Source organism: Aquimarina algiphila, from assembly GCF_947494415.1.
GTDB lineage: Bacteria > Bacteroidota > Bacteroidia > Flavobacteriales > Flavobacteriaceae > Aquimarina > Aquimarina algiphila.
Genome location: NZ_CANLVC010000006.1, coordinates 358950 through 375239, shown reverse-complemented (window position 1 = coordinate 375239; position 16290 = coordinate 358950). Strand labels below are relative to the sequence as shown.

12 protein-coding genes are annotated in these 16290 nt (G+C 31.6%); 10 read left to right on the top strand and 2 right to left on the bottom strand.

The genetic code is table 11. The features are described from left to right. The first annotated feature begins 10 nt into the window (after window positions 1–10). The 7 genes from PQF96_RS10985 (at window position 11) to PQF96_RS10955 (ending at window position 9567) form a co-directional block, all read left to right on the top strand. Entirely contained in the window at window positions 11–472 is a 462-nt protein-coding gene (locus tag PQF96_RS10985; RefSeq protein ID WP_143915151.1) for a DUF3291 domain-containing protein, read from the top strand. An 11-nt stretch (window positions 473–483) separates the two neighbouring features. Beyond that, entirely contained in the window at window positions 484–1860 is a 1377-nt protein-coding gene (locus PQF96_RS10980) for an amidohydrolase family protein (protein WP_271766112.1), read from the top strand. Window positions 1861–1884: 24 nt separating this feature from the next. Beyond that, the gene (locus PQF96_RS10975) at window positions 1885–3381 is read left to right on the top strand and encodes a S10 family peptidase (protein WP_271766110.1); all 1497 of its coding nucleotides are present in this window, start codon (window positions 1885–1887) and stop codon (window positions 3379–3381) included. Between the two features lie 3 nt (window positions 3382–3384). Next, window positions 3385–4395 carry a pirin family protein gene (locus tag PQF96_RS10970; protein ID WP_109434620.1) on the top strand — a complete coding sequence of 337 codons (1011 nt, stop codon included), beginning with the start codon at window positions 3385–3387 and terminating at the stop codon, window positions 4393–4395. A gap of 173 nt (window positions 4396–4568) precedes the next feature. Then, window positions 4569–6554 (top strand): response regulator, encoded by a 1986-nt coding sequence (locus PQF96_RS10965; RefSeq protein ID WP_271766108.1) that lies wholly within the window; start codon window positions 4569–4571, stop codon window positions 6552–6554. Between the two features lie 109 nt (window positions 6555–6663). Continuing rightward, window positions 6664–8742: a response regulator gene (locus PQF96_RS10960; RefSeq protein ID WP_271766106.1), complete on the top strand. Its 2079-nt coding sequence runs from the start codon at window positions 6664–6666 to the stop codon at window positions 8740–8742. Continuing rightward, the gene (locus PQF96_RS10955; RefSeq protein WP_271766105.1) at window positions 8743–9567 is read left to right on the top strand and encodes a DUF1853 family protein; all 825 of its coding nucleotides are present in this window, start codon (window positions 8743–8745) and stop codon (window positions 9565–9567) included. Window positions 9568–9574: 7 nt separating this feature from the next. Here PQF96_RS10955 and PQF96_RS10950 read toward each other — a convergent pair whose 3' ends face one another. Then, on the bottom strand, window positions 9575–11038 hold the full coding sequence (locus tag PQF96_RS10950) for a magnesium chelatase (RefSeq protein WP_271766104.1): 1464 nt from the start codon (window positions 11036–11038) through the stop codon (window positions 9575–9577). Window positions 11039–11091: 53 nt separating this feature from the next. Continuing rightward, entirely contained in the window at window positions 11092–12222 is a 1131-nt protein-coding gene (locus tag PQF96_RS10945; protein ID WP_143915144.1) for a vWA domain-containing protein, read from the bottom strand. Window positions 12223–12437: 215 nt separating this feature from the next. Here PQF96_RS10945 and PQF96_RS10940 point away from each other — a divergent pair, with 215 nt between their 5' ends. The 3 genes from PQF96_RS10940 (at window position 12438) to PQF96_RS10930 (ending at window position 16255) form a co-directional block, all read left to right on the top strand. Beyond that, window positions 12438–13904 (top strand): M28 family peptidase, encoded by a 1467-nt coding sequence (locus PQF96_RS10940; protein ID WP_271766102.1) that lies wholly within the window; start codon window positions 12438–12440, stop codon window positions 13902–13904. A gap of 259 nt (window positions 13905–14163) precedes the next feature. Continuing rightward, on the top strand, window positions 14164–14529 hold the full coding sequence (locus PQF96_RS10935; RefSeq protein WP_143915143.1) for a hypothetical protein: 366 nt from the start codon (window positions 14164–14166) through the stop codon (window positions 14527–14529). 256 nt (window positions 14530–14785) lie between these two features. Then, entirely contained in the window at window positions 14786–16255 is a 1470-nt protein-coding gene (locus tag PQF96_RS10930) for an SLC13 family permease (protein WP_271766100.1), read from the top strand. Window positions 16256–16290 lie beyond the last annotated feature (35 nt).

Sequence of the window (16290 nt, the reverse complement as noted above, 5' to 3'; positions counted from 1 at the left end):
CACTATACCTATGCAACTTGCTCAAGTAAACATCGCAGAAATGCTAGCTCCAATAAATGATCCTATCATGGAAGATTTTGTAAATAATCTAGACCGTATAAATGCATTGGCAGAACAAAGCAAAGGTTTTGTCTGGAGGCTTAAAGGAGACGAAGGTAATGCCACTGCAATTACAGTATTTGATAATCTTTTTTTAATCATTAATATGTCTGTTTGGGAAAATGCAGAAACATTATTTGATTTTGTTTATAACACAGCACATTCAGAGATCTTAAAGCGTAAAAAAGAATGGTTTCATAAAATGCCTCGTATGCATATGGCATTCTGGTATATCGAAGAAGGTCACCAACCTTCCCCCGAAGAAGCCAAAGAGAGATTATATCATTTACAGGAACATGGTGAAACACCCTATGCCTTCTCTTTCAAAAGTAAATTTACAAGCGAAGAGGCAGTCCGCTTTAAAAAATTGTAAAACACAAAAAAATGAAAAATTCACTTTTCATACTTCTAACTTTGCTTATTGTATCATGTGCTCAGCCACAAAAGCAAGTAAGTAAAACCGCCATTCTAATTACAGATGCAAATATTATTGATGTTGTCAAAGGTACTGTTCTAGAAAGGCAACATATAGTAATTGACTCTGGAAAAATTAAAAGAATTTCTGATACCATTGAAAATCCAGAAGGGTATCTTACCAAAATTAACGCTACTGGAAAATATCTTATCCCGGGGCTAGCAGAAATGCATGCTCATATTCCTCAGCCAACATCATCATCTAAAGAACGTATTGAGGAAGTTCTCTTCTTATATCTTTCTAATGGAATTACAACCATACGAGGAATGTTGGGACATCCTTATCATTTAGAATTAAGAGAAAAAGCCAAAGCAAGCAACATACAAAGTCCAAGAATTTATACATCAAGCCCATCTCTTAATGGTAACTCCATTAAAACTAAAGAAGAAGCTATAAACAAAATAACGGCATATCAAAAAGAAGGGTATGATTTCTTAAAAATACATCCAGGAATTACATTAGAAGTATTTGATCAACTTGTAAAGACTGCAAACGAAGTAGGTATTCCATTTTCTGGACATGTCCCTGTTGATGTAGGAATACGACATGCTATAGAAAGTAAATACGCTTCAATTGATCATATTGATGGTTTTCTAGAAGGATTGGTACCAGATTCAGAAAATGTAAATCCTGAGGATAATGGATTTTTTGGGTATAACTTCACACCTTTAGCAGATGAATCAAAAATAGATGAATTAGTTCAATTCGCTAACAATAATAATATTTGGATTGTTCCCACGCAAAGTTTATTCGAAAGGTGGTTTGCCCCTATTTCTGCAGAAGAATTACTACAAGATCCTGAAATGAAATATATGCCAGCATCTACATTACAAAACTGGAAACAAAGAAAAGCTCAGTACACCGAGGATAATCCTAATTTTAATGAAGCGCAATGGCAACAATTTAATACCATAAGAAGAAAACTACTTAAAAAGCTTAGTGGTGGAAATAGAATCCTATTGGGTTCTGATGCTCCTCAATTATTTAATGTTCCGGGGTTTTCTATTCATCATGAAATAAATGGAATGGCAGAGGCCGGGTTAACACCATTAGAGATATTACAATCAGGAACCATCAATCCAGCTCGTTTTTTTGATCAGGAAGATACTTTTGGGCAAATTAAGGAAGGATTAGAAGCCGATATCGTATTACTGGATTCTAATCCGTTAGAAAACAGTAAAGCCTTAATGCAAGTTTTTGGTGTAATACTGCAAGGGAAATTAATCACAAAAGAGATGATTGATGAAAAACTTCAGGAAATTGCTCAAAATGCTAGTAAAAATTAGGGATAACCATTATTATATTTCAAAATGAAAACCATATTTTCTTTATTATCAATTGTATTTGTTTTTTCAATTTCTGCAGAAGCTCAGCATATAAAAACTCCTATTGATACAACCATAGTCACTTCACATAGCACCACGATAAAAGGAAAAACAATTCCTTATACCGCAACTGTTGGTTTTCAGCCTGTATGGAATGAAGCCGGAATGCCAATTGCATCTCTGTGCTATACCTATTATAAAAAATCAGATGTCAAAAATGATGAAAACCGACCATTATTGATATCGTTCAATGGAGGCCCTGGTTCTGCTTCAGTTTGGATGCATATCGCATATACCGGTCCACGTATTCTTAAAATTGATAATGAAGGATTCCCTATACAACCATACGGTATTAAATCTAATCCAAATTCTGTACTAGATGTTGCAGATATTGTATTTGTAAATCCTGTAAATACAGGATATTCTAGAATGACCCCAGGTGAGGATGGAAAAATGCCTGATAAAAAATTGTTTTTCGGAGTAAATAAAGATGTAAAATATCTTGCAGATTGGATCAATACCTTTGTTACTCGAAATAATCGTTGGAGATCTCCAAAATATCTTATAGGAGAGAGCTATGGAACCACAAGGGTTTCTGGTTTAGCTCTAGAACTTCAAAATCGTCAATGGATGTATCTTAACGGGGTGATATTGGTCTCTCCCACCGAAATTGGTTTCAAATTTGCTGGCCCAGTAGAAGTGGCGAATCGCCTTCCTTATTTTACTGCCGCTGCATGGTATCATAAAATGCTTCCTTCAGAACTTCAAAGCAAAGATTTATTAGAGGTTTTACCAGAAGTCGAACAATATACAATCAATGAGTTATTACCATCAATCATAAAAAGTGGATATCTTGATACTTCTAAAAAAGAAGAAGTAATTGCTAAGATGTCCTACTATTCTGGTCTTTCCAAAAAAACAATTCGTCAACATAATCTAGAAGTACCAAAATCTTATTTTTGGAAAGATCTTTTGCGCGACAAGGAAGGATATACGATTGGTAGGTTAGATTCTCGTTATAAAGGAATGGATATCAAAGAAGCCGGAGAGAACCCAGACTACAATAGTGAATTGACCTCGTGGCTTCATGCATTTACTCCAGCTATAAACTATTACTACAGCCAGGAACTAAAATTTAAAACAGATTTAAAATACAATATGTTTGGTCCGGTTAGACCCTGGGACAGAAGTAAAGGTAATCGTACCGGAGAAAATTTACGAAAAGCAATGGCAATGAATGCCAATCTTCATACCATGATACAATCTGGTTATTATGATGGAGCAACCACTTATTTTAATGCTAAATATGTTATGTGGCAATTAAACGCTAACGGAAAACTTACCAATCGTCTTAGTTTTAAAGGATACCGTAGCGGACATATGATGTATCTACGTAATGAGGATCTAATTCAGGCTAATGAGGACATTAGAGCATTTATAACCAAATCATCATCTAACATTAGTAAAGGATCAAAATACTAACTTATGAGTGCTATAAAAAAAATCAAACCTTTAGGCTTTCCCTGGGAAACCAGTGACCCTTTTTTATTTTGTGCATATCATGAAGATCAATATCCCAAGGGAAATGGACAATTAGGACCCGATGCTTCACTTGAAGGAAGGAACATTGGTCAAGATTTCACTCCAAAAGATGGATGGCGTATGTATCATGGTACTAAAATACCAGGTTTTCCCGCACATCCTCACAGAGGTTTTGAGACTGTTACTATTGTGCAAAAAGGATTAGTAGATCACTCTGATTCCTTAGGAGCTGCAGGACGTTTTGGAAATGGCGATGTACAATGGATGACAGCAGGTAAAGGTGTACAACATTCTGAAATGTTTCCATTATTAAATACAAAAGAAGAAAATCCATTTCTATTATTTCAAATTTGGCTTAATCTTCCCAGAAGTAAAAAAATGGTGACGCCTCATTTTAAAATGTTGTGGAATGAGGAAATTCCAAAAATTAATGTAATAGATGAGCACAAAAATAATACTGAGATTACATTAATCGCAGGGAGTCTAAATAATAAAACCGCTCCAGAACCTGCACCAGAATCCTGGGCGGCAGATCCTCAAAACGAAGTAGCCATATGGACTATAAAAATGGCCCCTAACGCAATCTACACTTTTCCAAAAGCTTCTAGTGGGCTTAACAGGTCATTATATTTCTTTAAAGGAAAAGAAATTATCACAGAAGAATATACTATACCTGTTCATCATGAAATCATTTTAGAATCTGATCAGGAAATAACTATTAAAAATACCGCTTCAGAGGGACACTTATTAATGTTACAAGGGAAACCTATTAATGAGCCTGTAGTAAAACATGGGCCATTTGTTATGAATAGTCAAATAGAAATTAGAGAAGCTATCCAAGAATATCAACAAACTGAATTTGGAGGCTGGCCTTGGTCTGGTTATGATCATGTACATTCGCCGTCAAAAGGTAGGTTTGCATTGTACCCTGATGGCACCGAAATAAATAAATAATCAACTTAAATTTTTTAAAATATTATCATTATACTATCTTTAACAAGATCACTATCATTGTTTTATAAGATTGTATTTAAATGTCTAATAAGAAAATATTTCTTATCCCCCTTGTCTTTTTACTATGTTCAGTTCTATTTTTCTCTTGTTCTAAGAGAGAGATATTAACGGATATGGAAAAAAAATGGTTAGCACAAAATGATAGCATTGCCATTGCGTCTTTCCCGTATTACCCTCCTTATGAATTCATCAATGATGACGACACTATTGTTGGTGTTTTTGTAGAATATGTAGCTTTAATAGAAGAAAAAATAGGCTATAAATTTCAAAGAAAATATTACTTGGATTGGCCAGAATTAATGAAAGATGCACAAAACGGTGAAGTAGATCTTATTATGCAAATGCAATCTACCAAAAATAGAGAAACTTATTTAAACTTTTATGCAGAATCCTTTAGGTCAAAACATGTAATTGTAGCTAGAAAGGGCACTTATAATGGAAGTAAGATTAGTGATTTTAAAGACAAAACAATTACCGTTCCAGAAGATTATGCAATTTTTGAAAATTTAAAGCAAAAGTATCCTTTGTTTAATTTTGTTGAAGATGGCAATGATTTGACTTGTCTTCAAAAATTAAATTCAGGAACATATGATGCATCTATTGGTCCAAAAGCTGTTATTAATTATCTTATTAAGAATAAGGATTTAAACAATTTAGAAATTGTTTCAGAAACCGAATTAGCATATAAACCAGGAATTGCCGTAAGCAAGAATAACACTATACTTAATTCTATTATTCAAAAAGCAATTCATAATATCTCTCATGAAGAAAAACAAAGTATAATAGAAAATTGGCTTTATATAGAAACAAAACCATTTTATAAGAAGACAAATTTCTGGTTTCCTTTTTTCTTTTTTATGCTATTAGGGGCAATAGGTGTTGGATGCATTAATTTTTACTTGGGATATATAGTTAGCCAAAAAACAAAAGCTTTAAGAATTACAAAAGATCTTGCAGAAAAAGATAATCAATTAAAGACAGCTTTTATTAATAATATATCACATGAAATCCGTACTCCGATGAATGGTATTATTGGGTTCTCTAAACTCCTAAAAGAACCCGGGGTATCTTCAACAGAAAAAGCTAAATATATTGATATTATAGTAGACAGTAGTAGACAATTAATTCATAGCATGGATAGTATACTCGAGATTTCAGAATTACAAACCAAACTTGTTAATATTCATGCCGAAGAAACTGATCTTTTTTATCTATTAGATAACACTTTTTCTACTTTTGAAGCTAAAGCAAAGAAAAAAGGAATTACTCTTATTCTTAATAATAATCTTACAAATCAACAACGTTTTATCATTATTGATAAATCTAAATTGAAGAAGATCATCAATGGTCTTATTCAAAATGCAATCAAATTTACTAAAAAAGGGGGCATATTAGTTTCATGTGCAATACAAAACGATTCTTTAATTATTACTGTAAGAGATTCTGGAATAGGAATTGAATTAAAAGACCAACATCGTATATTTAAGAGTTTCTCTCAATCAAAAAATCAAATATCCGAAAAATATGGAGGACTTGGACTTGGATTAACTATTGCTAAAGAAAATACTGCTTTAATGGGAGGCAAATTATCATTTTCTTCCATTCCTGATAAAGGATCTAAGTTTAGACTTGAGCTTCCTTATACGTCTATAACCTCTAAGAATTTTGGACTTAAAACAGCCCCTAAGTCTTTAGAAACAAATCTCAAAGAATATATCATTCTCATTGCAGAAGATGGTGAAGTCAATTTTTTATTTCTCAAGACTATATTAATGAAGATGGAGGATTTCAATTTTGTTATTCATCGCGCAAAAAATGGTAAAGAAGCTGTTGCATTTTGTAAAAAAAACAAGGATATAGATCTCGTTTTTATGGATATAAAAATGCCTGAAATGGATGGTTATGAAGCTACAAGATTAATTAAAAAATCACACCCCGAACTTCCTGTTATCGCACAAACCGCCTATTCAACAAATAAAGATATTAAGAATGCTCTTGCTGCCGGGTGTGACGATTTTATTTCAAAACCTGTGGACCCAAAAATTACTAGTAAAATTCTGAAAAAGTATCTAACATCAACTTCTTCAAAAACACTATGATAGTATTCGTTTTGTAAAATAAGATTGTTCTTTTTTTGATAGTGTTCCTATTAAATAGTATCTTTAGTAATGAGGGAGAGAAAAAGTAATGGATATTTAGCTAACTACTATGCCAAAAAAAATACAATATGTTTTTCTTTTATCACTTGCTTTAATAGGTATCTTTTCTTGTTCTAAATCTCAAATACTTACAGAAGATGAAAAAAATTGGTTACAAGCCAATGATAGTATTTCTGTTGGTGTATTTCCATATTACGCCCCATATCAATTCATTAATGAAAACGAAAAAATAGATGGTATTTTGATCGATTATCTCACACTGATCGAGAACAAAATAGATCATAAGTTTCAAAAAAAATTATATACCAATTGGGAGCGATTATTAAATGATGCAAAAAGTAATAAAATTGATATCATATTAGAAATTCAAGAAACCAAGAAGCGTAGTTCTTACCTTGAATTTTATTCTAAACTTTTTGAGTCCCCTTACTCAATTATAACTAGAAAAGATTCATCTTATGGATCAAATCTGAAAGATTTTTATGATAAAACCATAGCAGTTCCTAAAGACTATGGCATACATGAAATTCTTAAAGAAAAAGAAAAAAACCTTATTGTTTCGACAGAAATTGATGGTATTACTTGTTTACGGCAAGTAAGTTCAGGAAAGTACCATGCCTACATTGGTCCTAAAGCAGTCGCTAATTATTTGATTAATACAGAAAATCTGGATAATCTTAAAATAGTTTCTGAGACAAAATACAATTATACTCCTAGCATTGCGGTGCAGAAAGACAATGAGATACTTAATCAAATTTTTTCAAAAACCACCAAAAGCATAACCGATGATGAAAAGGAAATTATTTTTGACAGCTGGTTATATCATGCAATTATTCCATTTTATAAAAAACCAAGTTTTTGGATAATACTTACAGGGATTATCCTTCTTTCTCTTATTATAATTCTTCTACTTAATCGATATCTTAAGTACTTAATTAGACAAAAAACCAAAGAATTGAATATAGCAAAAGAACGTGCAGAAGAAAGTAACAAATTAAAAACAGCATTTATTCATAATATTTCTCATGAAGTACGTACCCCAATGAATGGTATTATTGGTTTTTCAGAATTAATTAATGATCCAAAAATCACTCCCGAGAAACAAAAAGAATATTCAAAAATTATTATAGATAGTAGCAATCAACTCATCAATATAATAGATGATATTATTGAAATATCAAAATTAGAAACCAATCAGGTCGAGGTTCGTTTTGAAGAAATGAATCTTAATGATCTATTGCAAAAACTATTCTCAAATTTTCAAAGCAAAGCCATCCTTAAAAATATTGCAATTTACCTTAATAATTCTCTGACTGATGATCAAGGAATTATATTAATGGATAAGTTAAAAATCAATAAAATTTTATATAACATTATTGATAATGCGATCAAATTTACAAACAAAGGTATTATTGAAATCTCTTGTGAAATTATAGATAATCAAATCCTTATTAAGATTATTGATACCGGTATTGGTATTAAACCACAAGACCAGGAATTAATCTTTAGAAATTTTTCTCAATCTGAAAAAGAAGTAACAAAAAGCTATGACGGACTTGGATTAGGATTATCCATTGCTTTAAAAAACGCAAAATTGATTCATGGAAATATTTCATTCACGTCGATGCTCAATAAAGGATCTACTTTTAAATTAACAATTCCCTATCAGCCTATCATTGATCCTAATAAAGATACTGTTTCTGATACTTCTGAAGTGAAAATGGATATCCCAATCAAGCAGGTTATTTTAATTGTCGAAGATGGAGACATTAACTTCTTATTTCTTAAAACCATTTTATCAAAAATGAAAGGATATAAATTTGTTATTCATCGTGCTGAAAATGGTAAAGAAGCTGTAGATATTTGTGAGAATAATACTCTTATTGATTTAGTATTAATGGATATAAGAATGCCTATCATGGATGGATATACTGCGACAAGGAAAATAAAAAAAATGAGACCTGGTCTTCCTATAGTTGCACAAACGGCATATTCAACAGAAGAAGATATAGAAAAAGCATTAGAGGCTGGATGTGATGATTTTGTCTCTAAACCTGTAGATAGAAAAATCTTAAAGCCAATTATTAACAAGTACTTTTCTGTATTTACCAAATCAAAATTGACCTAGATGTCTCTCAAACATCAGTACCTGAGTTTTTTAAACAGTACTTCTTTATGGAATAGTGGGACATCATATGAATTCTCTATTTTTAATTTTGAAGAATTAATCAAAAATGCTATTCATCCTGAAATTGTACAAATTAATATTGGGGAAAATGAGGTTTTAGGAAAACGCGTAGAGCACTTTTTTGAATATTGTATAACTTCATCCGATCGATATGATCTTCTTGCAAAAAACATTCAGGTATTCGATCATAAAATTACAATAGGAGAGTTAGATTTTATCGTTAAAGATCTTCAACAAAACAAAGTATTACATATAGAATTAGTTTGTAAATTTTATCTTTATGACACTACTCTAGGAGATGGACTTGAGACTTGGATTGGTCCAAATAGAAAAGATTCATTACTCCAAAAAGTAAAAAAACTAACTTTAAAACAGTTTCCTCTACTGTATAAAAAAGAAACCAAACCTATTTTAGAAAACCTGCAGCTTGATGTATCAAAAATCAATCAACAAGCTTGTTTTATATCATATTTGTTTGTTCCTATTACGCTAAAACATCACACTTTCCCTATAATAAACAATGACTGTATTGTTGGTTTTTGGGAAAAATCAAATGCTTTTACTGATGAACAATATGGTAATTATCAATTCTATATACCACAAAAAAAAGATTGGATTTCTAATCCAAAATATTGTAATACATGGTTTTCTTTTGAAGAAATCTTACCACAAATACAAACCCCTCTTTTACAAAAAAAATCTCCACTTCTTTGGATGAAAGAAAATGAAGATTCTTATGAACGATTCTTTGTTGTTTGGTGGTAAGTATATACTATAAACCACTGATATAACTCCCGTAAAGATCTTTAAACCTAAATCCTTCTGACAGCCTGTATTTGCTTAGTTTTTTATATTCTACTAATCCCCACAATAAGAACTCTTTCATAAAATAGCTATCTTCTTTACTCAATTCTGGTTGATATTTTATGATTAGATCATTAAGTGGTGCTATTACATCTAGTTTCTCCTTGTATGTTGCGTCTGATACATCATCCAATAATTCAAACCCGCTTTCTTCAAAAAACCAATTAATTAATTCCTGATAAGGGCTTTCATAATCTTCCTTTTCTAGTTTTTCTATATTAGGAAAATAATCCGGGAACAATGTTTTTATTGCATCTGCTATCAAAGAATGTGCTACAGATGCAGCTCCCTCCTGCTCCCCTTCATATACTAACTCTACTTTACCAGTGATTGCAGGAATAATACCTATAAAATCACTCAAACGCAATAAAGTGGTACTATCTCCAGATTGCAAAGCTCGATATTCTGCTGTACTTAATAAATTTTCATAAGCAGTAATACTCATCCTTGCACTTATACCACTTTTATGATCAATAAATTCACTTTCTCTCGCTTGAAAACTAATCTGTTCTAATATGTCTTTTGCTATATTCGGTACATACACCAAATCCGCTTGCCTCTCATCAAGCTTAGCTTCTTGTTGTGTTATTGTTTTTGCCACTTCTATTGTTTCAGGATAATGTGTTAAGATTTGCGATCCAATCCTATCCTTCAATGGTGTTACTATACTTCCCCGATTAGTATAATCTTCTGGATTTGCGGTAAATACAAATTGCATATCTAGAGGTAACCTCAGCTTAAATCCTCTAATCTGGATATCACCTTCTTGCAAAATATTAAATAATGCTACCTGAATACGTGCTTGTAAATCTGGTAATTCATTGATTACAAAAATACTTCTATTTGCTCTGGGAATCATCCCAAAATGAATTACTCTATCATCGGCATAACTTAATTTTAGGTTAGCCGCTTTAATAGGATCCACATCCCCTATAATATCTGCTACGGTGACATCTGGAGTAGCTAGTTTCTCTGAAAAACGTTCTGATCTATGTAACCAGCTAATTGGGGTATCCTCCCCTTTTTCTTCAATTAAATTAGTCGCATATCTAGAAATAGGATTAAAAGGATCATCATTAATTTCTGATCCATCTACAATAGGAATCCATTCATCTAACAAATTAATCATTTGTCTTGCCAAACGAGTTTTTGCCTGACCTCTTAGACCTAGTAAATTAATATTATGCCTGGAAAGAATTGCTCTTTCTAATTCGGGAATCACAGTATTTTCATAACCATGAATTCCTGTAAAGGTTTTTTCTTTATTGCCAATTTTTGTCCTCAGGTTATTTCTAAGTTCATCTTTAATGGAAATACTTTTATATCCTTCTTTTTTTAATTGACCCAGCGTATTTATTTTTTCAATTTTCATCTATTTCGAAATTTTTCTTTTTCTTTTTAGTAGTATTTTCTAATGGTATAATATTATCCTTTGATTCTTTTTTTTCTATTAGTTTCATAATCTTCAAAAATCATTTCTCCTAATCCTTTTAATCCAGTATAAAATGCTTTTCCTTGATTTGCATACGTAAATTCTCTTACAAATTGCATCAAATAAGGATCTTGAGCGATCATAAATGTAGTAATCGGAATATGTAACTTTCTGGCTTGTTGAGCCATCATATAGCACTTATTTACAATATGTCTATCTAAACCATTACTATTTTTGTAATACTGTCCATCTGGCATTATTAAACAACTAGGTTTACCGTCTGTTATCATAAAAATCTGCTTGTTGGTATTACGTTTTCTTCGCAGCATATCCATTGCTAATTGTAGGCCCGCTACAGTATTAGTGTGATAGGGTCCAACTTGTAAGTATGGCAAATCTTTAATAGCAATAGGCCAGGCATCATTACCAAAAACTAATATATCTAATGTATCTTTAGGGTATCGTGTAGTAATTAATTCGGCCAGTGCCATAGCTACTTTTTTTGCAGGTGTAATTCGATCTTCTCCATATAAAATCATACTATGGCTAATATCTATCATTAATACCGTACTCATTTGAGCTTTAAACTGTGTTTCTTCAACAACGAGGTCTTCTTCGGTAAGATTTAAGTCCCCGATACCATGATTAATTTGAGCGTTTTTTAAACTTTCTGTCATCGATATTCGTTCCAAGGAATCTCCGTATTGATAATTTCGAAATTCTCCAGAATGTTCATCCCCTCTACCGATATAGTTTGTTCTGTGATTGCCTGCTCCACTTCGCTTCAATTTTCCAAAAATCTGATCCAACGCCCTTTTTCGAATGGCCTGTTCTGTTTTGGCAGTAATCGACATTCCTCCTTTACCATTTTTATCAACTTCTTCACGAATATATCCTTTCTTCTTTAGGTCTTCTACAAAATCATCTAATGTATATTCTTCATCAGTTAATTCATATTCTTTATCTAACTCTTTCATCCAATCCAAAGCTTCATCTAGATCACCAGAAGTATGTGTAATAATTTCCTGAAAAATATCAAAAAGCTTATCAAAAGGAGATTGTTCTGGAGCTTCGTAGGCTTTAAAGGTAAAGCCCTTTTTAAAAAAATCTTTTTTCTTTTTCATATGTTAAAGTTAGTATATTTTGCAAAAGATTCTAACGAATCGACCTTTGAAGAAATCAGAATTAACATTTGTTTTGGATAATTGAAACCAAAAACAACTTCTCCTTTATTGCAAAAGTTGTAATCGCGAACATTTATTATCTTTGAAGAGAGTAGATATTCCTTAAATTCATATCACATATATTCGTTTTCATAACATATTATATCTCTTTACACATGAAAAAACATATTCTAACAATACTACTATTACTTTTTACATTTTCTATTACTGCACAGAATGATATTGACAAAGTAAAATCCACTGTTTCTAAAAGTGAAATCGAAGGTCATATTTATTTTTTAGCTTCTGACGAATTAAAAGGAAGGCAAACTGGATCCCCTGAAAACAAAATTGCTGCTCAATATTTGGCTAATATACTTAGAGGTTACGGTGTAAAAACAGTTCCCGATAGCAACACCTACTTCCAAAAAGTAAAATTGAATAAAATCTCCAGCGCTACAAAAACCAAAATTAAAATAGGAGATATCGAATTAGATGATATCCTAACAGTTACTAAAGTAAATACTAATTACAAAGGAAAAGCCGTTTTTCTGGATTATGGAATGAAAGAAAATTATGGTGATATTGATGTAAAAGGCAAATATATAGTTGCTATTGTAGGTACTAAGGATAATAAAAATACGATGTCTGCTTTTTCAATGAGAGCTCATAAAATGGCTCTTGCCAAAGACAATGGTGCTCTAGGTATAATTGAACTTTGCAATGTTAAAGCTCCTATTTGGACTAGGATGGATCATTACTTTAACGGGGAGAAAATGAATATTGATGATAAAAATAATTCGGATACTTTTTCTCATACCTGGATCAATGACAAAACTGAAGAAATAAGTAAACTCTTTTCTACAAATAAAGAATTAGATATTGAGATTGTAGTTGAAGGAATTAAAAAAACGAATAGCTTTTCACAAAATGTTGTTGGTATGGTAGAAGGGTCAGATCCTAAACTTAAAGATGAGTATGTTATTTATTCTGCACATTATGATCATGTAGGTATCGGAAAAGCGGTAGAAAATGATTCTATATACAATGGAGCACGAGATAATGCAGTAGGAACTGTTACTGTCCTTTCTGCGGCCAAAAACATTGCAAAATACACAACCAAAAGATCCGCTCTTTTTATTCTCTTTACAGGTGAAGAAAAAGGTCTTTTAGGTAGCAAATGGTATGTAGAACATCCTGTTATTCCACTAGATCAAATGGTATATTGCTTTAATAGTGATAACGGAGGCTATAATGATACTACCATTGCTACTATAGTTGGTTTAGGTAGGACAACTGCAGAAAAAGATATTGTAGATGCTGCTGCCAAATTTGGACTAAAAGCAATTGATGATCCTGCTCCTGAACAAGGATTATTTGACCGGTCAGATAATGTAAATTTTGCTGCAAAAGGTATTCCTGCTCCAACATTTAGTATGGGATTTACCGCTTTTGATGAAGAAATCACCAAATATTATCATCAAGTTACTGATAATCCTGATACTTTGGATTATGAATATTTATTGAAGTTTTTTCAATCTTATGTTTTAGCATGTAGAAATATTGCTAATAATCCAAAAACTCCTTTTTGGATAGACGGAGATAAATATTATGAGGCAGGTAAAAAATTATATAAAAAATAGCCTTCCATCATTATTCAAATTAAATATTTCTCAATAAATCCATAAAATTTTAATGAAAAATCTTAAATTTTAAGATAATTTATTATTTGTTTAACAAAATAATACCAAAAAAAGGGCATTAATGGTTTAATTTTACAATACCCCTTATTGAGATAATTGTTAAAGCATTACAACAAATACATATGAGAATAAACGTAAACTCCGTGTAATTGCAAAATATGTGCATGACATAGTATGTAATTACCAAAATCGTCAGATTATGAAAAATTATATACTACCCCTTTTGATACTTTGCTCATTTTCTTTGTACCCAAATATCAATATTGATAAAAATTCATTCACACTCTCAACTAAATATCTTCAAAACCCCAGAGATCGCAAACTTTCTGCAGAAGAAGTAAAACAAAGAGGTCTAGATTTATTAGCTAATCAAATTATTGAAAATATTGATAAAATTGATTTACGAAAAACCGCCAGATCGGCCATATTTGAAACTTCATATGGATTTAGGTGGAAGATGGTTAATTTACATACAGGTAAAATATTTATCATCAAAGTAAATAAAGACTTTAGACTTATTTCGGCAAGAAATAGCGATAATTCTAAAATCATGACTCCTAAGTAATTACAAAAATAAATTAATTATGTTCTTAATTACCAGTTTAAAAACTGAGATAAATTCTTAATATTTTTTCTCAAGGCTCCCATTGTATTTTATTTCTTGGTGTACTTATTATAAAATGTATTTGATTTACAAGTTTTAACTTTTGAAAGTAATATTTCTTGAAAGATATAATTGTTTAATTCTTTTATACATACTTTTACTATTCATATTAAATCATTTATTAATCCTATGATTTCATAATAAGCATCCCTATCCTATGAATATAAGTATCAAAAAAATAGGGATTATTTCGGGCCCTTTAATTTTTATTCTTGTACTATTATTTTTTCATCCAGAAGGCTTAAAAAAAGAAGCTAATGCAATATTAGCTAGTACTCTGTGGGTTGCTATATGGTGGATTACAGAAGCAATTCCTATTGCTGCTACTTCGTTATTACCAATTGTTTTATTTCCACTTTCAGGGGGATTGGATATTAAAACAACTACCGCTGCATTTGGTAATCACAATGTCTTTTTATATGCTGGAGGATTTATATTAGCTATAGGGATAGAAAGATGGAATTTACATAAACGTATCGCTTTAAATATCATTAATCTTATCGGTACAGATGTCAAGAATATGATTCTTGGTTTCATGGTTGCTACAGCTTTTTTATCTATGTGGATCTCTAATACTGCAACATCAGTGATGATGTTACCTATAGGAATTGCAATTATTACCCAGCTTACGGATAATCCAAATACCATTGAAAATGAAAACAAAATATTTGGAAAAGCACTAATGCTAGCCATTGCTTATAGTGCTTCTATTGGCGGAGTTGCCTCATTAATTGGGACTCCTACCAATCTTATTTTGGCAGGTGTCGTTAAGGAGATTTATGATTTTGAAATTACGTTTACTAACTGGATAGTCATAGGGCTCCCTATTTCTGCACTTATGCTTTTTATTTGTTGGCGATATTTGGTACAAGTAGCATTTACATTTAAACAAAAAGAATTTCCCGGAGGAAAAGACGAGGTAAGGAAACAACTAAAAGAACTTGGTAAAATATCTTTTGAAGAAAAGTTAGTACTAGTCGTTTTTGTATTTACAGCTTTTGCATGGATTACCAGGTCATTTTTATTACAACCTATTTTTTCTGCAATAGATGATACTACAATTGCTATAACTGCTGCAATTCTTCTCTTTCTTCTTCCCAGCAGTAAAAAAGGAAAAGCTCTGATGAATTGGGAGTCTGCAGTAAAATTACCGTGGGGAGTTTTATTACTTTTTGGTGGAGGGTTAGCTTTGGCTGCTGGTTTTAAAACATCTGGTCTCGCCATGTGGATAGGCACACAAATGACACTACTACAAGGAGTTTACCTTATTACACTATTAGTATTTATTGTCACAGTAGTAAACTTTTTAACCGAAATCACATCCAATGTTGCCACTACTTCAATGTTATTGCCTGTTCTGGCATCTATGTCGCTATCTCTTGATGTACATCCTTTTATATTAATGGTAGGAGCTACTATTGCAGCTTCGTGTGCATTTATGCTTCCTGTGGCAACTCCTCCTAATGCTGTTGTATTTGGCTCAGGATTTCTAACGATTCCTGATATGATGAAAAAAGGATTTTGGTTAAACATAATATCCATTATACTTATTGTAATAGTAACATACTACTTATTGCCTTATTTCTGGAATTTTGAACCTTCATCTTTTCCTCAGGAATTTAAGTAAAGCATAACGCAAAACTTTTTCCTAATTTTATAATA